General features: G+C 46.3%; 27 protein-coding genes and 1 tRNA gene. 16 read left to right on the top strand and 12 right to left on the bottom strand.

Annotation, left to right across the window (positions count from 1 at the left end):
- From ICW03_RS11660 to ICW03_RS06105, 3 genes are read left to right on the top strand one after another with little or no spacing between them, the layout of a single operon-like run.
- A complete protein-coding gene (locus tag ICW03_RS11660) occupies nt 1–1,329 on the top strand; it encodes an ATP-dependent RecD-like DNA helicase (protein WP_215346598.1) in 1,329 nt (442 codons plus the stop codon).
- Nucleotides 1,330–1,384: 55 nt separating this feature from the next.
- Nucleotides 1,385–1,645, top strand: a complete 261-nt coding sequence (locus ICW03_RS06110; RefSeq protein ID WP_371819858.1) for an AbrB/MazE/SpoVT family DNA-binding domain-containing protein — start codon at nt 1,385–1,387, stop codon at nt 1,643–1,645.
- A 5-nt stretch (nt 1,646–1,650) separates the two neighbouring features.
- Nucleotides 1,651–1,971: a type II toxin-antitoxin system PemK/MazF family toxin gene (locus tag ICW03_RS06105; protein ID WP_215350222.1), complete on the top strand. Its 321-nt coding sequence runs from the start codon at nt 1,651–1,653 to the stop codon at nt 1,969–1,971.
- A 16-nt stretch (nt 1,972–1,987) separates the two neighbouring features.
- On the opposite strand, the gene ICW03_RS06100 is transcribed toward ICW03_RS06105, so the two are convergent.
- Together ICW03_RS06100 and ICW03_RS06095 are read right to left on the bottom strand one after the other, a co-directional pair.
- Nucleotides 1,988–3,577 (bottom strand): gamma-glutamyltransferase family protein, encoded by a 1,590-nt coding sequence (locus ICW03_RS06100; protein WP_215346597.1) that lies wholly within the window; start codon nt 3,575–3,577, stop codon nt 1,988–1,990.
- A gap of 24 nt (nt 3,578–3,601) precedes the next feature.
- On the bottom strand, nt 3,602–4,582 hold the full coding sequence (locus tag ICW03_RS06095) for a tripartite tricarboxylate transporter substrate binding protein (protein WP_215346596.1): 981 nt from the start codon (nt 4,580–4,582) through the stop codon (nt 3,602–3,604).
- Between the two features lie 79 nt (nt 4,583–4,661).
- Here ICW03_RS06095 and ICW03_RS06090 point away from each other — a divergent pair, with 79 nt between their 5' ends.
- From ICW03_RS06090 to ICW03_RS06080, 3 genes are read left to right on the top strand one after another with little or no spacing between them, the layout of a single operon-like run.
- Nucleotides 4,662–6,014: an aspartate aminotransferase family protein gene (locus ICW03_RS06090; RefSeq protein ID WP_215346595.1), complete on the top strand. Its 1,353-nt coding sequence runs from the start codon at nt 4,662–4,664 to the stop codon at nt 6,012–6,014.
- 39 nt (nt 6,015–6,053) lie between these two features.
- Complete coding sequence (locus tag ICW03_RS06085) at nt 6,054–6,929, top strand: oxaloacetate decarboxylase (RefSeq protein ID WP_215346594.1); 876 nt, start codon at nt 6,054–6,056, stop codon at nt 6,927–6,929.
- Between the two features lie 9 nt (nt 6,930–6,938).
- On the top strand, nt 6,939–7,916 hold the full coding sequence (locus ICW03_RS06080) for a tripartite tricarboxylate transporter substrate binding protein (RefSeq protein WP_215346593.1): 978 nt from the start codon (nt 6,939–6,941) through the stop codon (nt 7,914–7,916).
- Between the two features lie 11 nt (nt 7,917–7,927).
- Here the strand turns inward: ICW03_RS06080 and ICW03_RS06075 are convergent, their stop codons facing one another.
- Both ICW03_RS06075 and ICW03_RS06070 read right to left on the bottom strand, forming a co-directional pair.
- Nucleotides 7,928–8,656 (bottom strand): LrgB family protein, encoded by a 729-nt coding sequence (locus ICW03_RS06075; RefSeq protein WP_215346592.1) that lies wholly within the window; start codon nt 8,654–8,656, stop codon nt 7,928–7,930.
- On the bottom strand, nt 8,649–8,996 hold the full coding sequence (locus ICW03_RS06070) for a CidA/LrgA family protein (protein WP_215346591.1): 348 nt from the start codon (nt 8,994–8,996) through the stop codon (nt 8,649–8,651). Before ICW03_RS06070 ends, ICW03_RS06075 begins: the two co-directional genes overlap by 8 nt.
- A gap of 130 nt (nt 8,997–9,126) precedes the next feature.
- On the opposite strand from ICW03_RS06070, the gene ICW03_RS06065 reads away from it, so the two are divergent.
- From ICW03_RS06065 to soxA, 6 genes are read left to right on the top strand one after another with little or no spacing between them, the layout of a single operon-like run.
- Entirely contained in the window at nt 9,127–9,576 is a 450-nt protein-coding gene (locus ICW03_RS06065) for a (2Fe-2S)-binding protein (RefSeq protein WP_215346590.1), read from the top strand.
- Nucleotides 9,577–9,587: 11 nt separating this feature from the next.
- Entirely contained in the window at nt 9,588–11,804 is a 2,217-nt protein-coding gene (locus ICW03_RS06060; protein ID WP_215346589.1) for a molybdopterin cofactor-binding domain-containing protein, read from the top strand.
- A 25-nt stretch (nt 11,805–11,829) separates the two neighbouring features.
- Complete coding sequence (soxX, locus tag ICW03_RS06055) at nt 11,830–12,264, top strand: sulfur oxidation c-type cytochrome SoxX (RefSeq protein ID WP_215346588.1); 435 nt, start codon at nt 11,830–11,832, stop codon at nt 12,262–12,264.
- A gap of 18 nt (nt 12,265–12,282) precedes the next feature.
- A complete protein-coding gene (locus tag ICW03_RS06050; RefSeq protein ID WP_215346587.1) occupies nt 12,283–12,759 on the top strand; it encodes a SoxY-related AACIE arm protein in 477 nt (158 codons plus the stop codon).
- Complete coding sequence (locus tag ICW03_RS06045; RefSeq protein ID WP_215346586.1) at nt 12,756–13,085, top strand: thiosulfate oxidation carrier complex protein SoxZ; 330 nt, start codon at nt 12,756–12,758, stop codon at nt 13,083–13,085. Before ICW03_RS06050 ends, ICW03_RS06045 begins: the two co-directional genes overlap by 4 nt.
- Nucleotides 13,082–13,864: a sulfur oxidation c-type cytochrome SoxA gene (gene soxA / locus ICW03_RS06040; RefSeq protein WP_251374364.1), complete on the top strand. Its 783-nt coding sequence runs from the start codon at nt 13,082–13,084 to the stop codon at nt 13,862–13,864. Before ICW03_RS06045 ends, soxA begins: the two co-directional genes overlap by 4 nt.
- An 18-nt stretch (nt 13,865–13,882) precedes the next feature.
- On the opposite strand, the gene purU is transcribed toward soxA, so the two are convergent.
- Nucleotides 13,883–14,737 carry a formyltetrahydrofolate deformylase gene (purU, locus tag ICW03_RS06035; protein WP_215346585.1) on the bottom strand — a complete coding sequence of 285 codons (855 nt, stop codon included), beginning with the start codon at nt 14,735–14,737 and terminating at the stop codon, nt 13,883–13,885.
- Nucleotides 14,738–14,816: 79 nt separating this feature from the next.
- Here purU and ICW03_RS06030 point away from each other — a divergent pair, with 79 nt between their 5' ends.
- On the top strand, nt 14,817–15,170 hold the full coding sequence (locus tag ICW03_RS06030) for a hypothetical protein (RefSeq protein ID WP_215346584.1): 354 nt from the start codon (nt 14,817–14,819) through the stop codon (nt 15,168–15,170).
- On the opposite strand, the gene ICW03_RS06025 is transcribed toward ICW03_RS06030, so the two are convergent.
- Together ICW03_RS06025 and ICW03_RS06020 are read right to left on the bottom strand one after the other, a co-directional pair.
- Complete coding sequence (locus ICW03_RS06025) at nt 15,171–15,575, bottom strand: surface-adhesin E family protein (RefSeq protein WP_215346583.1); 405 nt, start codon at nt 15,573–15,575, stop codon at nt 15,171–15,173.
- An 86-nt stretch (nt 15,576–15,661) separates the two neighbouring features.
- Nucleotides 15,662–18,121, bottom strand: coding sequence for a penicillin acylase family protein (locus ICW03_RS06020; protein WP_215346582.1), 2,460 nt, complete (start codon nt 18,119–18,121; stop codon nt 15,662–15,664).
- 125 nt (nt 18,122–18,246) lie between these two features.
- On the opposite strand from ICW03_RS06020, the gene ICW03_RS06015 reads away from it, so the two are divergent.
- Together ICW03_RS06015 and ICW03_RS06010 are read left to right on the top strand one after the other, a co-directional pair.
- Nucleotides 18,247–18,335, top strand: a tRNA-Leu gene (locus ICW03_RS06015).
- Between the two features lie 20 nt (nt 18,336–18,355).
- On the top strand, nt 18,356–18,823 hold the full coding sequence (locus ICW03_RS06010; RefSeq protein ID WP_251374363.1) for a hypothetical protein: 468 nt from the start codon (nt 18,356–18,358) through the stop codon (nt 18,821–18,823).
- 23 nt (nt 18,824–18,846) lie between these two features.
- Here ICW03_RS06010 and ICW03_RS06005 read toward each other — a convergent pair whose 3' ends face one another.
- The 5 genes from ICW03_RS06005 to ICW03_RS05985 are packed head-to-tail and all read right to left on the bottom strand — an operon-like array spanning nt 18,847 to nt 23,017.
- Nucleotides 18,847–19,260 carry a biopolymer transporter ExbD gene (locus ICW03_RS06005; protein WP_215346581.1) on the bottom strand — a complete coding sequence of 138 codons (414 nt, stop codon included), beginning with the start codon at nt 19,258–19,260 and terminating at the stop codon, nt 18,847–18,849.
- Nucleotides 19,261–19,262: 2 nt separating this feature from the next.
- Complete coding sequence (locus ICW03_RS06000; protein WP_215346580.1) at nt 19,263–19,955, bottom strand: MotA/TolQ/ExbB proton channel family protein; 693 nt, start codon at nt 19,953–19,955, stop codon at nt 19,263–19,265.
- Nucleotides 19,956–19,960: 5 nt separating this feature from the next.
- On the bottom strand, nt 19,961–20,650 hold the full coding sequence (locus tag ICW03_RS05995; protein WP_215346579.1) for an energy transducer TonB: 690 nt from the start codon (nt 20,648–20,650) through the stop codon (nt 19,961–19,963).
- The gene (gene murI / locus ICW03_RS05990; protein WP_215346578.1) at nt 20,647–21,453 is read right to left on the bottom strand and encodes a glutamate racemase; all 807 of its coding nucleotides are present in this window, start codon (nt 21,451–21,453) and stop codon (nt 20,647–20,649) included. The genes ICW03_RS05995 and murI overlap by 4 nt, the downstream gene beginning before the upstream one ends.
- 40 nt (nt 21,454–21,493) lie before the next feature.
- On the bottom strand, nt 21,494–23,017 hold the full coding sequence (locus tag ICW03_RS05985; RefSeq protein WP_215346577.1) for a fumarate hydratase: 1,524 nt from the start codon (nt 23,015–23,017) through the stop codon (nt 21,494–21,496).
- Between the two features lie 187 nt (nt 23,018–23,204).
- Between ICW03_RS05985 and acs the strand changes: the two genes are divergently transcribed.
- Entirely contained in the window at nt 23,205–25,178 is a 1,974-nt protein-coding gene (gene acs, locus ICW03_RS05980) for an acetate--CoA ligase (protein WP_215346576.1), read from the top strand.
- Nucleotides 25,179–25,222: the final 44 nt, after the last annotated feature.

Genomic DNA, 25,222 nt, shown 5'->3' with positions numbered 1-25,222 from the left:
ATGTCTACCCCAATCCCGCAGTCATCCGATATAGAAATCACACCTGATTACGAGGCGGTGATTGAAGCCATAGAGCGGCACGATCCCTATATCTTTGTTAGTGGTAAAGCTGGTACAGGCAAGACAACTTTAATCGGCTATTTGCGAGAAACCATTCCAGGTAATGTGGTGGTTGTTGCCCCTACTGGGGTAGCTGCGTTGCAAGTCAAAGGGGTAACGATTCACTCCTTTTTTAGATTGCCACCGCGATTGATCTTTCCTGAAGAGGATATCAAGCCACTCCGTGACAAGCGTCTGTATAAAGACATTCGCCTGCTGATCATTGATGAGATCTCGATGGTTCGTGCTGATGTGGTCGATGCTATGGATTTGTTTTTACGCGAGAACGGCCCCCAAAAAGGCAAACCCTTCGGCGGCATTCAGGTGATGTTTGTGGGTGACTTGTTTCAGTTGCCCCCTGTAGTTTCGAGTGCTGATATGCAAGTCTTATCAGATAGGGGGTACGAAGGGCCTTATTTCTTTTGCGCTATGGCATTGCATCGCAAAGACGTCACGATGGTTGAACTCTCTAAAATATTCCGCCAAAAAGATGAGCACTTTGCCGGTTTACTTAATCGCATTCGAATAAATCAAGATATTGATGAAGCAATTGATACCCTGAATGCTCAGTGCTTTCAAAAAGATGCTGAAGTAGATGAGCAAACCATTACGTTGACCACCACCAATGCGCGTGCTGATCAAATCAATGGAGCGGGGCTGCGAGCGATCACCACTGAAGGCAAGGTGTATGCCGGTAAGTCGACGGGGAAATTCAATATAGATGAACGTAATCTGCCGTCACCAAATAATTTAGTACTCAAGGTTGGCGCTAAGGTGATGTTTACAGCAACAGATCCAGGATTTCCGAAGCGTTGGGTGAATGGCACAATTGGTGTTGTGCGGGAGATGCTACCCGACAAGGTAAAGGTCATGGTACAAAACGGCCCATATTCCAATACCGTTGAGGTGACTGGGCATCAGTGGGAATCTTATCGCTACGATCACGACATGATGTCCGGAAAGATTTCTCCAAGTGTCATTGGTACTTATGTGCAGATTCCGTTAATGCTTGCTTGGGCGGTGACTATTCATAAGAGTCAGGGTAAGACGCTAGATAAGGTGAAGGTTGATCTCTCATCGGGTGCCTTTGCCTCAGGGCAGGTTTATGTGGCTTTAAGTCGTTGCAAAACCATCGAAGGCATTTCTCTGCAAAGACCAATTGAGCCGAGGGATGTGAGCTGCGATCAAGAGATCAAGCATTTCTACATGAACTGTTTGCCCTCTAAATAGGGTTATTCATCCCCATTTGACGCTCGTTTGTTTATGTAATAACATTGTTATTACTATGAAAAAACAGTTGCACCTCCAAATTCGCCAAATCGGTAACTCTCGTGGAGTGGTTATTCCAAAGGCTATCCTTGAGCAAGTTGGCTTTGAGGATGAAGCGGATTTGATTATTGAGGGCAACAGACTGGTGTTAAGTAAGCCCAAAAAAAATCCCCGTGAAGGCTGGGCTGAGGCTTCAAAAGCAATCGCTGAGGCTAAAGAAGATCACTTAGTATTGGGTGAATTCATGAACGAGGGTGATGAGGATTGGATTTGGTAAAAAATATCGTTACATGCGGAGATATTTGGCTCATTAATTTGGATCCAACGAAAGGAAGCGAGATTAAAAAGACTCGACCTTGCATTATTGTGTCTCCTCAAGAGATACATGATTTCTTGCGAACAGTCATCATTGCGCCAATGACCACAAAAGGTCGCCCAGCACCTTTTCGTTTGCCCATCACTCATGACGGCAAAAAAGGACTGGTAATGCTTGATCAGATACGTACGATTGATAAAGGTCGCCTAGTAAAGCGATTAGGCTCAGTAAACAGTAAAATATTAGGCGCTAGTTTGAGTATTCTTCAAGGGGCATTCACTCTATAGAAGTTATATCCACGAACTAAAACCCAGCCGCCAATCCATCTCTGCGGTGATCGCTACCAGCGATAAATGCTGAATCAGCATCTTCATTAAGTTTTGCGATTGCTTGAGCACTCCCAAAATCTAAGCTGTTGGCAGGCTGCACTGCCACTTCATGACCCAGGGCTTTTAAGCCATCTACAACACTCGCTGGCATCGACGCCTCAACGGTAAGCTTACCTAAATCATCAATTCTCCAGCGGGGTGCATCGGAACAAGCTTGGGGGTTGAGGTATTCATCGACAAAGCGCATGACGAACTGAATATGTCCTTGCGGTTGCATGTTGCCGCCCATCACACCAAATGCCATGGTGGGCTTTCCATCCTTTGTTAAGAAGGCAGGAAGAATTGTATGGAATGGACGCTTGCCCGGACCAACTTGATTAGGGTGACCATCTTCGAGTCTAAAACTCATGCCGCGATTATGAAAAGCAATGCCGCCCGGTGCAACTACTCCAGACCCAAATCCTTTGAAGTTCGATTGAATATAAGAAATCATCATGCCAGATGCATCGGCAGCGCAAAGATATACCGTGCCTCCTGAGTGCGGATCACCAGGCCCATAACTGCCAGCCTGATTGTGATTAATCATTGCAGCGCGACTCGCTAAGTAATCTCGATCCAAAAGAGAACTCACTGGCATTTGCATGGAGCGCGCATCAGAGACATAAGCATAGACATCGGCAAAGGCCATTCTCATCGCTTCAATCTGGAGGTGAATACGCTGCGCTGAATTAGCTGGGTACTGTTTTACATTGGCTGCCTGCAAGATGCCTAAAGCAATTTGTGCGGCAATGCCTGAGCCATTAGGTGGAATTTCAAGAAGGGTGTAGTCGCCATAATCAAAGGCTAGCGGCTCAACCCATTCTGATTGGTTATCAGCAAAGTCTTGCATGGTGAAACAACCACCAGTCGCTTGTGCAAAATCCACCATACTTTGTGCAAGAGGACCTTTATAAAAAGATTCACCTTCTGAGGCGGCAATTTCTCTCAGTGTTTTGGCTTGAGCTGGGTATTTCCAGATTTGCCCTGCTTGAGGTGCTTTGCCGTCTATTAGGAAGGACTCTGCAAACCCTGGTTGATTTTTGAGAATCGGAATCGCTTCACGCCACTGACGTGCGATGACCGGTGAAACTGGAAAACCATTTTCTGCATAGTCAATCGCTCGTGTAAATAATTGGGCGAATGGTATCTTGCCAAATTTTCTGGAGAGATCGATCCAGCCAGCAACCATGCCGGGGACTGTGACGGTATTCCAGCCAATGAGATCCATCGCCGATTTACCAGCAAAATATTCTGGCTTCCAGGCTGCTGGCGCGCGACCGGAGGCATTTAAGCCGTGTATTTTCTTGCCGTCCCAAAGAATTGCGAAACCATCTCCGCCTAAGCCATTCATCGTAGGTTCAACAACGGTAAGGGTGATCGCTGTTGCTAACGCAGCATCAACTGCATTCCCTCCATTCTGCAATGCTTCAATGCCAGCTTGTGTAGCAAGGGGTTGAGAGCTTGCAACGGTGTTTCTGGCTAGAACAGGTGCGCGACCGCCGCCAAAGGGTGGGGATATCAACATAGGGGCTTATCTATTTGTAGGGACTTAATCAACTTTAATATTCGCTGACTTTACTACCTTCGTCCATTTGTTTGCTTCTTCAATAGTAATTTCGGCTAATTTTTCAGCGTTTGCAAACTGCGGATGAATACCTTGGGTTGCCATGCGTGCTTTGAAATCCGGATTAGTCAAAATCTTGCGAATCTCTCTTTCTAATTTTGCAATGATTGCTGGTGCGGTGCCTTTGGGTACATATACAGCGTAGAAGTTTTCTACATCAAATTGCTTCATGCCATCCTGGCCCAATGTTGGAACATTAGGCATTAAAGGTGAGCGTTCCGCGGCAGCTATGGCAATTGGACGAAGCTTTCCACTCTGAATGTGAGGTAACGACGCCGTCACGCTATCAAACATCATGAGAGTGTTACCGGCGATTAAGTCGGGCAAGGCGAAGCTACTTCCCTTGTATGGAATGTGTGTACCCGTTGCGCCAATACGCTGCATAAATAATGTGGACTCTAGGTGCGAGAGGCTGCCATTTCCTTGGGATGCGTAATTAAAGTCCCCCTTTTTAGATTTAATGAATGCAATGAGTTCTGGGAGATTCTTGGCGGGAACGGTTGGGTTAATAACAATTAAGTGGGGAATTGTTCCAATTAATGCTACCGGCGCAAAATCCTTTTGCAAGTCAGCTGGTGGATTTTTAAATAAGGCTGATGAAATCGATTGATTGGTCAAGGCGCTGATATGAATGGTGTAACCATCGGGGGCGGCTTTGGCGGCAGACCCCAAGCCAATCATCCCGCCAGCACCAGGTTTGTTCTCGACAACAATAGATTGACCAAGGGCTTCCGCTAAAGGGGCGGTTACGCTGCGCGCAAAAATATCGGTGGAGCCACCCGCTGGAAAAGAGACTATTGCAACAATCGGTTTTTTAGGCCAATCGGTGTCTGGGGCAGCAAAAGCTGAGCTAGCCAGAGACAGAAGGGCGCAAAGGTAAACAAGAGGGGATTTCAGAATAGTCATTTCAGTATCCGTAAGGTCAATGGGTAATATAGTATTGGATATTACAAATGCAGTTTATATAAAAATACCAGAGAGACAGATGACAGCGCAGAACAAGACCACCAGTGGTGTTGATATGTCAGCCTATTGGCTACCGTTCACTCCTAACCGATATTTCCAGCATCACCCGAAGATCATGCAATCTGCAAAAGGAGCTTACTACTTTGATGATCAGGGACGTAAGCTGTTTGATGGTCTATCTGGGCTTTGGTGCTCCCCATTGGGGCATGCGGATCCACGAATTGGTGCAGCTATTCAGAAACAGTTTGAAACTATGGACTATTGCCCTGCGTTTCAGATGGCTAGCGAAACTACTTTTAGCTTGGCCAAGCGGATTGCCAAAATGGCGCCAAATGGATTGGATAAGGTCTTTTTTACAAACTCTGGTTCTGAGGCGGTCGATACTTCCTTGAAGATTGCAATTGGTTATCACCGCGTGATGGGTAATGCATCCCGCATCCGACTCATTGGACGAGATCGCGCTTATCACGGAGTTGGAATTGCGGGCATCTCTGTGGGCGGCATGGTTGCCAATCGCAAAATGTTTGCCAGCATGATGATTCCCGGAGTGGACCATTTGCCACACACGCTCAATCTCTCACAGATGGCTTTTTCCAGAGGGCAACCAAAGTGGGGAGCCCATTTGGCAGAGGAATTAGAAAAGATTGTGGCACTTCATGACGCCAATACGATTGCTGCCGTCATTATGGAGCCCGTCCAAGGATCTACTGGGGTAATCGTGCCACCAGATGGGTATTTGCAAAAGATTCGCGAGATCTGTACTAAGCATGGCATTTTGCTAATTTTTGATGAGGTCATCACTGGCTTTGGTCGCTTGGGTGCAAACTTTGGCGCTGATCGCTTTGGGGTTACTCCCGACATGATTACGTTTGCCAAAGGAATTACCAACGGCGTCATTCCAATGGGTGGGGTGATCGTGCGTGGTGATATTTATGACAACATCATTGCCAATGGCGGCCAAGAACAAGCAATTGAATTCTTCCATGGCTATACCTATTCAGGTCATCCAATACCGGCAGCTGCGGGACATGCGGTGCTTGACATCTTTGAGTCAGATGATTTGGTGAATCGAGCCAAAGCACTTGAGCCCGTTCTAGAGAACGGATTGCATGCCTTAAAGGGTAGAGCAGGGATTTTGGATATTCGTAACTTTGGGTTATCGGGTGCCGTTGAGCTTGATCCTGTTCCTGGTAAGCCGGGCCTTCGCTCAATGAAAGTCCTCGAGGCTTGTATCGAAAGAGGCGCGCTAGTGCGTGTAGCAGGCGATGCAATTGCAGTGGGCCCACCATTTATTTCAAAACCTGAAGAGGTCGAATTTTTATGTAGCGTATTGGGTGATGCTATTGACGTCGCAATGAAATTAAATGCATAAGCAACTACTAGAATCAATATTGATAAACACGGAACAATAATGACTATTCACAGAACAAGATTTTCGGAACGACTTGCTAAGCCTGGTTTGATTGTTGCTCCAGGTGTACATGAAATGGTTTCGCTACGCCTCGCAGATCGAATGAATTTTGATGCCCTTTATATGACGGGTTATGGAACAGTTGCTTCTTTATTGGGATTACCAGATGCAGGCTTAGCAACTTATACAGAAATGGTTGGTCGCGTAACCGCGATGGCAGGTATGGCAAAGACGCCCTTGATTGCTGATGGTGATACTGGTTACGGGGGATTGCTAAATGTACGTCATACCATGCGGGGTTATGAGGCTGCAGGTGCTGTAGCTATACAGCTAGAAGATCAGGAATTTCCAAAGAAATGCGGTCATACACCTGGACGAAGAGTGATTCCAATGCAGGACATGGTGAAGAAGATTGAAGTGGCTGTAGCTTCGCGTACCGATCCACAGTTCAAAATTATTGCTAGAACAGATGCTAGGACAACTTTGGGATTGGATGAAGCGCTTCGACGCGGCGATGCATATGCCCGCGCTGGTGCGGATATCTTATTTATTGAATCCCCAGAGACTGAGGATGAGATGAAGCGTATTGGCCAAACCTTTCCAGAGCATCCCTTGATTGCCAACATGGTTGAAAAGGGTAGAACACCCGTTTTATCAAAGCTTGCTCTAGAGGAGTTGGGTTACAAGATTGCAATCTTTCCAGTCACATCCTTGCTAGCTTCTGTTCAGGCAATGACAAAAGTGTACGAGCACTTTAAAGACACTAGCTCATCAATCAATAATCCAGTGGACTTGTATGATTTCGGTGATCTCTCTAAGTTGATGGGTTTTGAGGATGTATGGGAGTTTGAAAAACGTTTTGTCGAGACTAAATAAAGGGTAATTATGAAATTGCATCGTTTGTTTGCCTGTACCGTCATCGCAGTTGCGGCACTTATTCCATCGCTTGGACACGCGCAATCGAATTACCCCAATCGTCCCATCCGATTAATTATTCCGTTTACTCCGGGTGGAGTTACTGATACCTCAGGGCGATTTATCGCTGAGCAACTTTCGCTTAAGTTGGGGCAGCAAGTGATTGTGGATAACAAACCAGGCGCCTCGGGAAATATTGGCACTCAAATGGTTGCTACCGCTGAGCCTGATGGATACACCCTTTTATTGGGTTACGCTGGCACTCTGTCCATTAATCCAACGTTATCTGACAAAATTCCGTTTGATAGTGTGAAGGATTTTGCCCCAATAGGAAAAATCGGTGATGCCGTATTGATACTGGTTGCCAATAATGATTTTGCTGGCAAGAGCTTGTCTGATGTGATTGAGATATCTAGAAAAAATCCTAATGGATTGTCGTACGGAACATCGGGCACTGGGGGCACACCAAACATTGCGGGTGAATTATTTAAGCAAAAAACAGGTGCAAATTTAGTTCACATTCCTTACAAAGGTGGTGGCCAAGCATTGCTGGATTTATTGGGCGGCAATATTCCGTTGGTATACACAGCAGTAGCAGGTGCGAATCAGTATGTGAGCTCGGGACGCATTAAAGCCATTGCGGTATCAAGTGCAAAAAGAAGCGCAAGCATGCCTGACGTGCCAACCTTTATAGAGGGTGGCGTTAAAGATTTTGTTATCGACGATTGGGTTGGATTATTGGCTCCAGCAAGAACGCCAAAACCCATCATCATGAAACTGAATCAAGCGCTCAATGAGATCCTCAATTCAACGGAGGGTAAGGCTAGATTATTTGCGATGGGCATCACGCCAACTCCTGGAACGCCAGAAAAGTTTGGAGAGCAAATCAAGGGTGACTTAATCCGCTTTGCGCCTATCGTAAAGGCAGCGAATATCAAGTCTGAATAAGGCAAATAGCCTTACTTATTAAATAAGTGATAGATCACAGGTATGGCAACGGCGCTGACAACGCCGTTCATACCCATGGCAAGGCTTGCATAGGTACCTGCTTCGGGGTGGATGCTAAAGGCGCGTGAAGTTCCAATGCCATGTGCCCCAATCCCAATAGCGAAGCCTCTTTGCCACCAGGCTTTCATACCCAATGCATTGAGAACAAAAGGCGCCAAGATGGCCCCCAGTATGCCGGTGCTAACAGCAAAGATTGCAGTGAGGGTGGGTGAGACTCCGATGCGCTCCGCAATGCCCATTGCAATGGGGGCGGTCACTGATTTGGGATACATGGCTCCAGTGATGTTGGAGTCAGCTCCAAGCAAAGTAGCAATGCCAACCGCGCTGATAATCGACACTAGGCCGCCGGTGCAAAGCGAGGCAATTAAAGGAATCGAGCGACCCTTTAAGCTACTCAAGCCGCGATAAATGGGTATCGCCAAAGAGACAGTCGCCGAACCCAGTAAGAAGTGAATAAATTGGGCGCCCTCAAAATAGGTCGAATAGGGCATTTCAATGAACTGAATCATGCTCGCCACAATCAGAATGGCAATCGCTACGGGGTTGGCTAGAGGATTCTGGTGGGTTGCTTTGTAAATGGCTAGCCCAATTTGATAGGCAGCTAGGGTGATAAATAAGGCAAACAACGGGCTACCAGATAGGTAGACCCAAATCTCGACTATGGAGTGCTTTTCACTCATGAGATTCTTTCTTGCTCAGTAAGCGTGCAACAAAAGCGCTAGAAGCAATGGTGAGTATGACGCTGCCAACCAGAGCGCTAATAATGGCTAGCGCATTGGCTTGCAGTTGGGGTAGAAATAGCACAACGCCAACCGCCGCTGGGACAAAAAGTAGACCAAGGTACTGGCTAAATCCATCAGCAACCATTGCAAGATCAGAATTAATGCCCTTGCGTAAGACAAGCCACAAAACCAGAAGGACTAACCCTATGACTGGGCCGGGTAGTGTTGGTAGCAGAAACTTTGAGGCAAGCTCGCCAAGACTTTGAAAGAGTAGGATTTGTACGAGGCCAGAGATCATGGTTCGATCTTACTGCGCAATAATTTATGTTGCAAAGCAATAAATTAATTCTTGGTTAAGATGAACGTACTAAAAGCAGGGGTATTTTTAATGCCCTAAGAACAATAAAAGAGTTAACAGGAGAGCACGCATGGCCGAACTAAATGTGAATGGCAAAAAGTACAAGCTGGATGTAGATCCAGAGACCCCTTTGCTTTGGGTAATCCGCGAACAAGTAGGATTGACTGGCACTAAATATGGTTGCGGCATTGGTGCATGCGGTGCTTGTACAGTCTTGTTCGAAGGTCAGGCTATCCGCAGTTGCGCAATTCCTGTTTCTGCTGCAGAAGGCAAAAAAATTGAGACCATTGAAAGTTTGGAAAAGAATGGTCAATTATCTAAAGTGCAAAAAGCTTGGGTTGATAACCAAGTTCCTCAGTGCGGTTATTGCCAGTCCGGTATGGTCATGGCTACTACAGCTTTGTTGCGCAGCACACCGAAGCCTACAGATGCGCAAATAGATGCAGCCATTACCAATATCTGCCGTTGCGGCACCTTCCAAGAAGTACGTGCAGCTATTCACGCTGTAAGCAAGGCTTAAGGGGAAATTACATGACTACAAATACAAATACTTCCCGCCGCCACTTTGTTATCGGCTCTAGTGCAATTGCCACTGGGCTAGCAATTGGTTTTGATCTCTCCTTCATGTCCACAGCTCATGCTGCAATGGGTACTGGCGCAACTGCAATGACTCCATTGGCTACACCTGAAATTGGTGTGTGGGTTGTTGTTAAGCCAAATGATGATGTGGTCGTTCGAATCGTTCGCTCTGAAATGGGTCAAGGCACTATTACTGGCTTGGCGCAGATGGTTGCTGAAGAGTTGCAGTGCGATTGGAAAAAAGTGTCTTATGACTACCCATCTCCTGCAGAAAATTTGAAGCGCAAGCTTGTATGGGGCAGCTATTCAACAGGCGGTAGCCGTGGTATTCGTACTTCCGAACAATATGTTCGCAAAGGCGGTGCCGCAGCACGCATGATGTTGATTCAGGCTGCTGCCAATCAATGGAATGTTCCGGCTGCAGAGTGTGTTGCAAAAGACAGTGTTATTACTCATGCACCGTCTGGCAAGAAAACAACTTTCGGTAAGGTGTCTGTCGCAGCATCTCAGTTAGAGGTGCCAAAAGATGTGCCGTTGAAAGATCCCAAAGAGTGGACTCTCATTGGTAAGTCTGTGAACCGTATTGATGGTGTCTCTGACAAGGTTACCGGCAAACAGATCTATGCAATCGATTTAAAGATGCCAGGTATGTTGGTGGCCAACATCAAGGAATCCCCGGTATTTGGCGGCAAAGTAAAGAGCTACGACGCTACCAAAGCCCAGAGTATGAAGGGCGTTAAGAAAGTGGTCCAGGTTGGCGACACAGCAGTAGCGGTTGTTGCAGATACATTTTGGCAGGCTAAAACTGCCTTAGACCAAGTCAACATTGTTTGGGATAACGGTTCAAATGGGGATGTCTCTAGCGCTAGTATTAAAAAGATGCTGGAAGAGGGACTCAATGCAAATGATGCATTTACTCATAACTCGAATGGCGATGTAAAAGCGGCCATGTCAAGCGCATCTAAGACATTGGAAGCGACGTATTTTTACCCATTCTTGAATCATGCAACGCTGGAGCCACAAACCGCTACTGCCAAGTGGACTGCAGATTCTTGCGAGGCTTGGGTGCCAACTCAGGACGGTGAGGCATCATTGGCTGCAGTAATTGCAGCGTCTGGATTGCCTGCTGAAAAATGCAATGTGTACAAAGTGAACTTGGGCGGAGGCTTTGGTCGCCGTGGCGCTTTCCAGGATTACACAACACAAGCGGTGAATATTGCTAAGCAAATGCCAGGCACACCAATTAAGTTAATTTGGACTCGCGAAGAGGATATGACGCAAGGTCGTTACCATCCCGTCATGATGTGCAAGATGTCTGCGGCAATCGATGACAAAAAGAATGTGACAGCAGTCAATATGCGCTTATCCGGTCAATCTATTTTGGCTGCCGTTCGTCCAGCAGTAGTGGCGGCAAATAAGGGCAAGGATCCTTTGGCATTCCAAGGTGTTGAGCCATTGGGTGAGCATGGCATTACATACAGTTTCCCAAATCTCAATATTGATCATGCCATGCGCAATACTCACGTGCCGCCTGGATTTTGGCGTGGTGTGAACGTGAATCAAAATGCGGTTTTTATTGAAACCTTCATGGATGAAATGGCTGAAGCCACTGGCACTGATGCTGTTGAGTTCCGCCGTAAGCATATGGATAAATTTCCTCGTGCTGTAGCGGTATTGAATGCTGTTGCTGATGGCATCGGCTGGAATACCCCAGCTAAACCAGGCGTATTTCGTGGCGTAGCTCAAATGCGCTCATTTGGTAGTTATGTGGCTGCTGCTTGTGAGCTTTCAGTGACCAACGGTAATGAGGTGAAGATTCATCGCATTGTTGCCGCTACTGACCCAGGTTATGTCGTTAATCCTGCACAAGTTGCACGTCAAGTATCAGGCTCCTTTGTCTACGGCTTGTCCGCTTTATTTGAAGAAGAGATCACGATTGAAAAAGGCGCTGTTGTACAAAAGAACTTTGACACCTTTAATTCAATCCGCCTCTCACAGATGCCTAAAGTTGAAACCATCATCATTCAAGGTGGCGGTAAAGATTGGGGTGGGGTTGGGGAGCCAACTATTGCGGTAGCTGCACCTGCGGTTCTCAATGCTATTTATCGTGCAACTGGCAAACGTCTGCGTACGGTTCCTCTGAAAAACAGCGGTATGAAGCTGGTTTAAGAGTTGGCTTATTGAGATTGTGCTCATGAGAAAGAGGATTGCGCTAGCGTTAACAATGCTAGTCATCCTCAATCTCGAACTTGCACAAGCTCAAGTTATTCAAGGGGATTCGATTATTGAATCCCTTTCTATTGAGCCTGGTGATCCAGTGCGTGGTCGAGCGATTGTGGCAAGTCGGCAAACCGGACTGTGTTTGCTGTGTCACAGCGGGCCCTTTCCGGAAGAGCGCTTTCAAGGCAACTTGGCTCCAGAGCTAAAAGCAAGCGTAGCCCGCTTGAGCCCACCTCAACTCAGGGCGCGCATTGTGAATGCAGCACATTTCAATCCGCAGACCATCATGCCTTCATATTATCAAGCAGGCAATCTGAATCGGGTTGCTCCTAAATTTTCTGGGCAGACCATATTGAGCGGTAAAGAGATAGAGGACGTCATTGCCTTTTTAGTGACATTGAATAATTAATGAGATATTTAAAATAAGATGAAGAAAATCATTCACCATCAACGACGACGTTTGTTAAAGCAAGTTCAAGGGCTTGGCCTACTAACCCTGAGCGCTTGCTTAATTCCTCTGAAGGCTTTTGCAAAAAAAGAAGATGCTGATGAGGTTATCAAAAAAATTACTGGCGGAGCGAGCATTAAAGACGGTAAGGTTACATTAACGATTCCCCCGTTAGTAGAAAATGGAAATTTAGTTGTTCTAAAGGTTGGCGTGGATAGTCCGATGACGGCTAACGACTATGTCAAGGCAATTCATGTCATTGCAGAGGCTAATCCATCACCCAACATCTTTACCGTTTACCTAACACCACGCTCAGGCACTGCAAACATAACGACCCGTGTACGTTTGGCTGACAGTCAGACGGTCTGGGCAATTGCGCAGATGAGTAATGGTAGCTTTTGGCGGGGGTCGGCAGATACCTTGGTAACTCTTTCTGCATGTACGGAGATGGTATGAGTAAAACTTCCCGTACATCTATCACCATGCCCGCAACGGCGAAGAAAAATTCCATTATTGAGATTCGTGCGATTGCGCAGCACGATATGGAGTCAGGATTTCGTTATACCGAAGGTGGTAAGCTAATTCCTCGTGACATTATTCGCACCTTTACTTGTACTTACAATAATGTAGAGGTATTCAAGGCAGATTTTTATTCCGGCATTGGTGCAAACCCATTAATCATCTTCACTACAGTAGCAGTGGAGTCCGGAACCCTTGAATTTAAGTGGGTTGGGGACGGTGGCTATGAAGCTGTTAACCAAGCACGTATTACAGTTTCGTGAAATTAGTTATATCAATTTGCCTTAGCAGTGTATTGATCGCTCTAGCTAGTTCATTTGCATACGGCGCATCTAAAGACGCCACAGCAAAGCAGCAGTCTAGTTATGAATTGATGTCTGCTGAAAATAAGGCGATGCAAGATGACCCATCTTTAAATCCTGCGATGTTCTGGGTGGGTGATGGCGAGAATCTTTGGCAACAAAAAATAGGCTCTCAGAATAAGTCTTGTAGTTCTTGTCATGGGAACGCCAATAAATCGATGCGTGGTGTTGCAGTTCAGTTTCCGAAGGTGATTAAAGGCCAATTACAGACCCTGGAAGGGCAAATAAATCAATGCCGTACTGGAGCGCAGGGCGCATCCCCATTAGCTTATGAGAGCAAAGACCTTCTGGCGCTAACAGCCTTCGTTGCTTTTCAATCTAAGGGTATGCCAATCTCCATTAGGGAGAATCCAGCAAATGCAATATTTTTGAAGAAGGGCCGCCAAACATTCAATGAGAGGATGGGGCAGCTGAATTTATCTTGCGCGCAATGCCATGAAGATAGGGCGGGCTTAAAGTTGGGTGGTAGCCTGATTCCGCAAGGACATCCTAATGCATACCCTATTTATCGTTTGGAATGGCAAACTCTAGGATCTGTTCAGCGTCGTCTTCGTAACTGTATGAGTGGCGTTAGGGCGCAGCAGTTTGAATACGGCTCACCAGAGATGGCGCAGCTCGAGTTATTTCTAATGTGGCGTGCTAGAGGCTTACCTCTGGAGTCTCCAGGGGTAAGGCCTTAAGAAACAGTTTCTGTTTAATTAATCGGAGAAGACTACTGAAGTCGCGCCGTTAATGAGAACGCGATCATGTAGGTAGTAACGTAGAGCTCTAGATAGAACCGTACGCTCTAAATCACGTCCTTTGCGCACCAAATCATCTGGTGTATCGCCATGCGTAACGCGTGTAACGTCTTGCTCAATGATCGGACCTTCATCCAAATCGCTAGTAACAAAATGGGCTGTTGCGCCAATCAGTTTGATTCCGCGTGCATGAGCCTGATGGTATGGTTTGGCACCTTTGAAACTAGGTAAGAACGAGTGATGTACGTTGATGCAGCGCCCGGAGAGCTTGGTAGATAAATCATCAGACAAGATCTGCATGTAACGTGCCAAGATCACCATATCCACTTTAGTTTCTGCAATGATCTCTAGGAGTTTGGCTTCCTGTGCTGGCTTGGTGTCAGGAGTCACTGGGAGGTGATAAAAAGGAATATCAGCAAAATCAATGCTGGCGTATACGTCACGAGGGTGATTGGAAACGATGCCACAAATAATCATTGGCAGCTCACCAATTCGCCAGCGATAAAGTAGATCAACGAGACAATGATCTAATTTTGATGCCATGATTAAGACGCGCTTGAGGTCTTTCACAGCACGCAATTCCCAAGTGAGCTCAAAGCGCTTTGCAATTTCCAAAAATCCAGCTCTCAGAGAGTCTACATTCGCAGGGCAGCTAAAGCTTACGCGCATGAAGAAGCGCTTGGAAGCTTTGTCATCAAACTGTTGAGCCTCTTCAATGTCACCACCTAATTCAAAAATATATGTAGAAACTGCTGCCACAATTCCAGGCTTATTTGGGCAGGTAAGGGTGAGGTAGTAATTTTCTGTGGCCATATTAAGTCGTTCGTTATTTGCTATTAAGAATCAATTTTAGTCTGTTATGCCCTTGGAAGGGTTGTCAGGTCATTATTGTTTGGCAGTATTTCTGCTTGAGTCGGCTGGACCCAATAAAGGTTGGCTTTTATCTGTCACTGTAGGAAAAACTACATCGATGCAGATGGGTTTGAAGTCGATGACATTGAAGAAGCTGCATTCCTTTTTAGTTGCTGCAGAAGCGACGTGTTCTAAAGGGGATTTGCCTGTTGCTGCGGTTGAGGCTAGGCTGGCTGCAGTGCTGGGATTTGCAACAGCAGCAGTTCCTGCAGCGCTGGCTGCTGTTGTACTACCGCTGCTTAGTACTGCTAGGGGTGCTGCGCAAGCACTCAATAATCCCAGTGTAAAAATGAAGCCAAACCAGAGGGAGATAACCCGCCCCCAAAGGTTCTGATTACTTGCTACGACACGCAACATTAAATACTCCGGCTGCCCATGAGCCGTTTGGGATGGCATCAAAAATGCTGTCAGGAGTTTTTTGATCAACGATCACCTTCCCTTTACCGCGATTTCCGGCAAAGACTTTAAATTCAATGGGGCGGTATTTCCCGGTGCTGCAATCATATTCATTCAAACCAATAATGGAATTCACATTCTCTTTGGTTGCTGGATCTTGACCGGGCTTTAAAAAATCTAACATCGACATGATTTGCGCTAAATCACCTTGAGTTTGCAAAGTAGCCGTATCCACAAATACAACTGACTGTTCATTTTTGCCAATCTCTTGCCAGGCTGCTGAAGCATTTCCGCTAATAAGTAATGTGGTAGAAAGGGTAAGTAGGGCGGCGATGGATTTCATGGGTATTTAGACCTTAGTAATGGCTGTTGGCATTGATGCAGTATTTTAACTATCCCTAACTACTGCGCCAATATTGATTAGGTAGTTTATTTATTGCTCAATTCTAGCTGGCGACTGATCTTTTCGGACTTCATTTGCAATGGAAGGTACTCGTTATTAGCCCATAAGGGGTTCATATTGCGGTAGAGCTTGCTCTGTATCCACCCAGATTGCCCTGATTGGTACACAAACACAGACTTTTCCAGATCTGATAAGTCATAGACTGTCCGTAAACTAGCGGCTTGCAGTGTTTCATAGGGATTTTTTGACCGCAAAAGCTCTAGTCGTCCCACATTGACAGAAAAGCTATCGCCAGGGAACGGGGTTTTGATGTTAAACAAGCTACCCAACAAGGGAACCTTGCTAAATGGTCGATGCTCGGAGACGGCTATGTGTGCCTTCCCCCAAGACCAAGACTGCGGATTATTGCCATACTCTTTCCCAAGGTACTCAAGTGCGTTATCAAGGGCAAGGTTTGCCGATTCCTGGCAAGACTCTACATGCTCCGTTTTGGGATTGTCACACCATGGACTATTGGGATTTTGCACTTGGTTTAACAAAGGAGCCCGATAGTTTCGAGAGCCGTAATTTTCCGTAAACATATAACTTAATCGCGAGAAGAGATTGCGTGTAAGTTGATCAGCCCAGGCATTGAATATCAGAGCGCCAGCACTTTCAACCCGCATGTCACCATTAAAATTCCGGGCGATGTCCATCGCTTGAGCGCTCAAAGGATGTGAGGATTGACTGGACTTAAATAGTTCTAGCAATGGTGTAGCACCAAGCGAGAGCGTATCCCCTTGCATTGTTTTCATATCGTCAAATGAGTGAATATTTTTAGACTTAATCAGCTCAACAATACGGTTATATCGCGTCGGCATCTCCCAATCAGCCGTTAAAGGATTAGGATCATTTGCCGCAATAATTTTTTGATTGGCTGTAGCTATCCAGCCCTGCTCAGGATTATTGCTAGCAGGAAGCTGCTCAAATAAAACATAACCATCCCAGTCATATTGCTTGTCCCAGCCAGGGGCAGGCGCTACTCCATATAGGCCATGATGCAATTGCCTTTTGGGGGCAACGCCAGCTGCTTGATAGGCAATATTGCCCTCTATATCTGCCATCACTACGTTCTGCATGGGCGCATAATTTTTACGTAGTGCTTGCTTAAACTGATCGATATCAGCAGCGCGGTTTATTTCCAGCAAACCAGCAACCGATTGATTCTCAATATCAAGTGCCGTCCATCGGAGTGCCAATGCAAAGCGATCAGTATCAATCACGCGTTTAGCTTGGCGATACGAATCGGAAATCACCGGCCCATGTCGAGTTTCCTTTATCAAGAAGGTAAGAGAGGGCGCTCCTTTGATATCAATAATCTCTTGATGAACTTTAAATGGCAGGGGACCATCGGGACCGCGATACATGCCGGGATTTTTTGCATCAATTTGCTCAATGTATAAATCCTGTACATCGGGACCGGTATTTGTAAAGCTCCATGCAAACTTATCTGTTCTGCCTAAGACTACCGCTGGGATGCCAGGTAGTGTGCCGCCGATCACATTCAATCCAGGCGCCTCGAGATGGGCAAAGTACCAGATAGCTGGCGCGGATAGACCTAGATGTGGATCATTGGCCAGTAAAGGCTTGCCTGAAGTGCTCAGCTTTCCGCTTAGGGCCCAATTATTAGAGCCAATGCCATCCTTTCCACCAAGCTGATCCCATTGAGTCAATTCAGTGGCAGGTAAATTTTCAGGCTTTGCTTCAGAAGGCCCAGGGATTGGATGAAAAACTTTCAGATCTTTGTATAGCTTGGAGAAATCTACGTTGCTGACAAGCTCGCCAGGCTCATTTGGTGGGGTAACTTCCCATACTTGTTTTGTGCTGAGGTATTGAGAAAGCTCAAGCCTTTGCAATTCTTTATGCCAGTTACCGCCAAGGTCATAAGCCATCATTAGCATCCAGGCAACGCTATCAGTTGGCGACCAATGTCCTGGCTTTGATCCTGTCAAGAAGTATTCAATTGGCAATGCCCATCCCAATTGCGCATTGCCAGCGTTAACGCCATCCGCATAGGCTTGTAATAGTCGCTTGGCTGAAACGGGGTAGCGATCAAATTGACGTTCCGCTGCACGCTTGATACCCAATGTGCGTATAAAGCGATCAATTTTGACGGTGTCATTGCCTAAAATTTCTGAAAGTCGGCCGCTGGCAATCCGGCGATTCATTTCCATTTGCCAAGAGCGCTGATTTGCGTGGAGGTAGCCTAAGGCAAAGTAGGCATCTGCCTGACTTTTGGCTTTGATGTGAGGTATATCGGCTTCATCAAAGGAGATGGCAATAGAGTCCCCAAGACTTTTAATGGTTCGCTTGCCAGAGATATTGGATTGGGCGGAATACAGGTAGGCAATGGCTATTACCAAAACGACAGCTAGACTCAATCCGGCAACCAATAGGCTGGCTCGTAAAAGCTTGCGCAGTCCAGTAGATTTTCCTAGTAAGGTCATATGGATATTTTAGTTGTTTTGCCCGGCATAGCCTCGGTCAGCAGGGCAAAGGGGGCTCTAGGGGCTCGCATGCTAAAATTTGCCCTGTCTTGATTTATTTAGCACAGTTGTATTGTTCAGTGCGAGCCCGAGTGGTGAAATCGGTAGACACAGCAGATTTAAAATCTGCCGACTCAAAAAAGTCGTGCCGGTTCGATTCCGGCCTCGGGCACCAAAGACACTCACACTTCATTTATGAATTTACCCAAACTTTTCATTTGTTCTTGCTTGACAATTGCTCCTGTGCTCGCATGGGGTGTTGATGTCATGGAATTTCATTGCAAACGTTCTGAAAAAGGCTATACCGAAGAATATGCAATGAAACTTATGCTTGCTTCTGGTTCTCAGAAGGCAAAGGTCTTCTTAGATGATCGCGACCTAGATCAGTCTGATGCATTTGGATCTCAGGTGGTCAAGAGCATCACTCTTGCGCGCCCAAATATTTTGATTGCCATCGAGGCGCAGTTTCCACCAGAAGAGTTAATGGGCGTTGCTTATCCCGCGGGCAGCGTCATCACCAACATTACTCTTGATCCAGTTACAGGAAAGTTTAAGAAGATCGAAAAGATACAGGGCGGTATTTTGGGTGCGACCATTGGAAATGGTACGCATACCAGTGAAGAGACTTGCTTGCCTTCAAAAATGCCATACAAGGCTAAATAAAACCAAATACAGATAAACCAAACTTAGTTTGGCTCAGTCACAAATCCCAATTTAGTTAAGCCAGCGCGACGTGAGGCTGCTAATACTTGCGCTACATATTCATACCTTACTGACTTATCGGCGCGCAGATTAATTTCTGGCTGCGGCTCTTTCTGAGAAGCTTTCTCTGCATAACCATCAAAGGTCTTGAGATCAATCGGCGTGCTGTTCCAGAAAATTTGGCCATTGGCATCAATCGAGAGCTGCACTGATTCAGGTTTTACTTCATTGCGAACACTATTGGCCTTAGGTAGCTCTACTTTTACTGCCTGTTGGATTACCGGCAGCGTGATGATGAAAATAATTAAGAGTACTAACATGACGTCCACCATCGGCGTCATGTTAATTTCCGACATGATGTTATCGTCAGAATGGTCGTCTTGCATATAAAAAGACATGACTATTCCCCGGAGTTAACGCGTGCGCCAGTAACGAAGTAGGCTAATAAGTCATTACCAAAACGGTTTAAGTCCGCTACAAATAATTTGTTGGCACGATTGATGGCGTTAAAACCTAAAACCGCAGGTATGGCCACCGCCAAACCAAATGCAGTCATGATGAGCGCTTCACCAATAGGCCCTGCAACTTGATCAATTTGCGCGCTACCAGAGCTACTGATGGCGATCAATGCATGGTAGATGCCCCAAACAGTTCCAAATAGGCCGACAAAAGGAGCAATTGCGCCAGTAGACCCTAAGAAGGTCAAGCCTTTTTGTAGTCCAGCAGCAATCGTATCAATACTATTTTTCACACTTCTAGCCATCCATTCGGAGTAGTTCAGTGTTTGTAGTAATTCACGGTGATTGGAGGATTGGTTTTGGTGGTGCGCCGATGCCTTGGTTGCCAATCTAGCAATTTGATAATAGGGGTTGGATGCATGGTCGCTAAATGCTTTTAATCCTTCATCAAAAGAAGTAGCACGCCAAAACTGCTCAAGCTCAGGGGTAAGTTTGCGTAGATTGCGTAGATCCCAAAGTCGCGTGAGCAATATTACCCAAGTCACAATAGAGCAGGTGAGCAAAATAATTGCCACGAATCTCGTAATTGCATCGCCTTCAAGCCAAAGATTTGCTATTCCAAATGGTGTATTCATATTGATTAATTCTTGAGGTTAAATTTAATTAGGAGATTGGTTGAAATTCGTTGGGGTGAGCCATTTACTAAAAAAGGTTTAAAGCGATAGCGTTTGCCGATTTCTGTAGCGGCACGATCCAGTCTTGGAAAAGTGCTTGATTGCAGTAAGGCTACATCTTCAACGTTACCTGTTTCATCAATAATTAATCGCACTACTACTGCGCCTTGCTCACCAGAGCGTTTTGAAAAAGAGGGGTAATAAGCATCTGCATCAGGCTGATACACCACAACTAGTTTACCAATGTCTGTTTGAATTGGAGTTCCGCTAGCACCCCCACTAGTTGCAGGGGCTACCGCTGCATTCTGTGGTTGAGATTCTGACTTGCTTTGCGATTGACTTTGCTGTTGTGGAGCCTGCTGCGCCTGAGTGGGGCTAGGTTTCTCGAGCGGCTTTTCTTGAGGCTTTTCTTTTGCCACCTTCTTCTCTTCTTTTGGTTTTGGTGGGGTCACTGCCGGTGGTTGCTGGGTCTTGCTAGCCTCTGGACTGACTAAATTTGCCATGACCCTTGTATCGTCCATTGGAGGAGGGCGTTTGCTGAGGTGCACAAACTCAAGTGCAGGCAAAGCGTGCAAGAGTAATACAACGCCAATGATGATGCGCTCAGTTTTATTAAACGGCAGGTGAGCATCTATTTTTTTTAGTAGAGCGCTCATCGTACTTCATCCAAGATATGTGCTTCAACTGAATGTGATGCCAAATCTGCAGACATTAAGTCTTGCGCCATTGCTAGAAGTAAATTCTCATTCTTACTGCTGAGCAAAAGTACTGATCCAAACTCAGAATTAGTGCCGCTAGGTTGAAGAGCTTCTAGTTGCCTCTTTAGCTGCCTTACCACTGCATCACTGGTATCAATCAATGTGATCGATTCGCCTAGCAACTTGCGAATAACTTTTCTGAGGAAGGGGTAGTGGGTGCATCCAAGAACGATGGTGTCAGCGCCAGCATCTTGAATAGGTTCTAGGTGTTTAGCCAACAACTCCAGAGTCTCTTGACCATCGGCTTTGCCAGATTCAATTAAAGGCACTAAGCCAGCGCCAGCCTGTTTGATAAATTGACAGTCGCTAGGCAGGGTTGCGAGTAAGGAATTGAATTTATCGCTATTAAGTGTTGCCTCTGTCGCCAAGACACCCACAATATGATTTTGTGACTGCATAGCTGCTGGTTTGATGCCAGGTTCAACACCAATAATGGGAATAGACAACTCTTCGCGAATTTGTTTAATCGCTTCAGCAGTTGCAGTATTACAAGCAATCACAATGGCATCGCAACCGTGGCTTGCTAGATGGCGGCAAAGCACTAGACTGCGTTGCGCTATCCAATCACTGGATTTTTCTCCATAGGGTGCATGTGCGGAGTCAGCAAGATAGATATAGTCATGTTGCGGTAGCTGGCGCAGAGCCTCATCCAAGATGGATAAGCCTCCAACGCCAGAATCAAATACCCCGATGAGTGCCAATGAGTTGTCAGTGCCTATGGATGAATTGCCAATTCAGCGATTAAGCAACTTTGACCGGAATGCCAGCAATCTTTGCCTGCCATTCACGTGGGCCTTCATTGTGCATCGAAATGCCTTCGGAGTTCACTGCAACAGTCACCGGCATATCTTTTACGTCAAACTCATAAATTGCTTCCATGCCTAAGTCGGCAAAGCCAACGACTTTTGAGGTTTGAATGGCTTTAGAAACTAAGTAAGCAGCACCACCAACAGCCATTAAATAAGCAGACTTATGTTTCTTAATTGCTTCGATGGCTTCAGGTCCGCGCTCTGCTTTACCAATCATAGAAATCAATCCAGTCTTAGAGAGCATCATCTCCGTAAATTTATCCATACGAGTTGCAGTTGTGGGGCCGGCAGGGCCAACTGCTTCGTCGCGAACTGGATCAACTGGGCCAACATAATAAATAACGCGGTTCTTAAAACTCACTGGTAGCTCTTCGCCTTTAGCTAGCATGTCCTGAATGCGCTTGTGAGCAGCATCACGGCCAGTCAAAATTTTGCCGTTGAGTAAAAGTGTTTCGCCTGGTTTCCAGCTAGCCACTTCTGCTGCTGTCAATGTGTCCAAATTCACGCGCTTAGATTTTTGAACATCTGGAGTCCAGGTGACGTCTGGCCAATCAGAGAGGGATGGGGCTTCAAGTTTTGCTGGGCCATCGCCATGCAAGTGGAAATGTACGTGACGCGTAGCTGCGCAGTTTGGAATCATTGCTACTGGCAAAGAAGCGGCATGCGTTGGATATTCCATGATCTTGATATCCAGAACGGTAGCCAAGCCACCAAGGCCTTGTGCCCCAATACCCAGTTTGTTTACTTTTTCATAAAGCTCTAAACGCAATTCTTCAGCACGAGTTTTGGCGCCACGAGCAATCAGATCCTGAATATCAATTGGCTCCATCAAGGATTCTTTTGCCATCAGCATGGCCTTTTCTGGTGTGCCGCCAATGCCGATACCCAAAATGCCAGGAGGACACCAGCCTGCACCCATAGTAGGAACGGTTTTCAGAACCCAATCCACAATCGAGTCAGATGGGTTGAGCATTACCATCTTCGCTTTATTTTCAGAGCCACCACCTTTAGCGGCGCAAATTACTTCTACATCATCACCTGGCACGATTTCGTAATGAATCACGGCAGGCGTGTTGTCGCCAGTATTTTTACGTTTGCCAGCAGGATCAGAGAGCACTGAAGCGCGTAAGGTATTTTCTGGGTTGAGGTAAGCGCGACGCACACCTTCGTTCACCATGTCAGTCACACTCATTGTTGCGTCTGGCCACTGCACATTCATACCAATTTTGAGGAAAACCACCGCAATACCTGTGTCTTGACACATTGGTCGATGACCTTCAGCGCACATCCGGCTATTGGTCAAAATTTGAGCAATAGCGTCTTTTGCGCCATGACCTTGCTCTAACTCATAGGCCTTGCCCAAGGCGGTAATGAAGTCCTTTGGGTGGTAGTAGGAGATGAATTGGAAAGCGTCTGCAACACTCTGAATAAGGTCGTTTTGTTTGATATTTGTCATGGTTTTATGCTTATTTCCACATTATTAGTAAGGTTTGCCCTATTTTAAGGGTTTGCCATAGAGCAAATCCCCCGTGTTTTCACTTATCTTCTAGGGTCTTGAGGGTGTAAACCTGTCATTTTGCGACACTTTTTCGCATTTGTAGTTGATTTTAGATTATTGATTATTTGATAGAGGGCTGTGAAGCATGGAACCATTAAAACAAGAAAACCGCGTATTTAACCCACCTGCAGACTTTGTAAAGGGTGCGGCTATTCCAGGTATGGAAGCCTACAAAAAGCTTTGTGATGAAGCAAATTCAGATTACGACGGTTTCTGGGGTCGCCTTGCTAAAGAGAATATCTATTGGAAAAAGCCCTTTACTAAGGTTTTGGATGAGTCCAAAGCGCCTTTCTATAAATGGTTCGAAGACGGCACAACAAATGCTTCTTATAACTGCTTAGATCGTCAAGTTGAAGCTGGTCTAGGAGATAAAACTGCCATCATCTTTGAAGCAGATGACGGCACCGTTACTAAAGTAACTTATAAAGAGATGTTGGAGCGCGTTTGCAAAATGGCAAATGCACTTCGTAAGATGGGTGTGAAGTCAGGCGACAGCGTCATTATTTATATGGCAATGACCATCGAAGGCATTGTTGCTATGCAAGCATGTGCTCGTATCGGCGCAATTCACTCTGTCGTGTTTGGCGGCTTCTCTGCTCAGGCATTACGCGATCGCATTATGGACGTTGGTGCAGTAGCAGTGATTACTGCTGATGGCCAGTTCCGTGGTGGCAAAGCATTGCCATTGAAAGCTATTTGCGATGAAGCCCTATCAACAGGTGAGTGTCCTAAAGTTAAGCATGTCATCGTAAGCAAGCGCACTGGCACAGATGTTGCTATGCAAGCAGGTCGCGATGTCTGGATGCAAGAAATCGTTGCCAATGAAGCAACTACTTGCGAGCCAGAGTGGGTCAGCGCTGAGCACCCACTATTCATTCTGTATACATCCGGCTCAACTGGTAAACCAAAGGGCGTGCAGCACTCTACTGGTGGCTACCTCTTGTGGGCGATTCTCACAATGAAGTGGACTTTTGACATTAAGCCAAACGATGTGTTTTGGTGTACTGCTGACATTGGTTGGGTAACAGGTCACTCTTACATCACTTATGGCCCTCTCGCAGTTGGCGCCACTGAGATTGTGTTTGAAGGCGTTCCTACATATCCAAATGCTGGCCGTTTCTGGGAAATGATCCAAAAACACAAAGCAACCATTTTCTACACAGCACCAACAGCAATTCGTTCATTGATCAAAGCATCAAGCAATGATCAAGCTGTGCATCCAAAGAGCTACGATTTGTCATCACTGCGTCTCTTGGGTTCAGTAGGCGAGCCAATCAATCCAGAAGCTTGGATGTGGTACTACGAGAATGTTGGTAACTCCAACTGCCCAATCGCCGACACTTTCTGGCAAACAGAAACTGGCGGTCACATGATTTCTCCATTGCCAGGTGCAACCCCAATGATTCCAGGTTCATGCACATTGCCATTGCCAGGTATTCAGGCAGCGATTGTTGACGAAGCTGGTGTTGATGTGCCTAACGGTCAAGGCGGTATCTTGGTTGTGAAGCGTCCATGGCCTTCGATGATTCGTACGATTTGGAATGACCCTGATCGTTTCGTGAAGTCTTATTTCCCAGAAGAGTTGGGTGGCACTTTGTATCTGGCAGGTGACGGCGCAATCCGTAACAAAGATACTGGCTACTTCACAATTACTGGCCGTATTGATGACGTGTTGAACGTTTCTGGTCACCGTATGGGAACCATGGAAATTGAGTCATGCTTGGTTGCTAACCCATTGGTTGCTGAAGCTGCGGTAGTAGGTCGCCCTGATGAATTAACTGGTGAAGCGATTTGCGTATTCGTAGTTCTCAAAGGCGGTCGCCCAACAGGCGAAGAAGCTAAGAAGCTCGCTACGGAATTACGTAACTGGGTTGGTAAAGAGATTGGCCCGATTGCTAAGCCTAAGGACGTTCGTTTCGGTGATAACTTGCCTAAGACCCGTTCTGGCAAGATCATGCGCCGTCTCTTGCGTGTGATTGCTAAAGGTGAAGAGGTTACTCAAGACACCTCAACCCTTGAAAATCCGCACATCTTGGACCAGCTCAAAGAGTCTCTGTAAGCCCCTAAACAAGCTTTTAGAGGAAACCCTTTCGGCAATCGTAT

Origin of the sequence: Polynucleobacter sp. MWH-Aus1W21, from assembly GCF_018687275.1 — a bacterium.
In the GTDB taxonomy this organism is placed as follows: Bacteria; Pseudomonadota; Gammaproteobacteria; order Burkholderiales; family Burkholderiaceae; genus Polynucleobacter.
The sequence above is the reverse complement of the archived record's forward strand: the minus strand, read 5'-3'. Positions and strand labels throughout refer to the sequence as shown.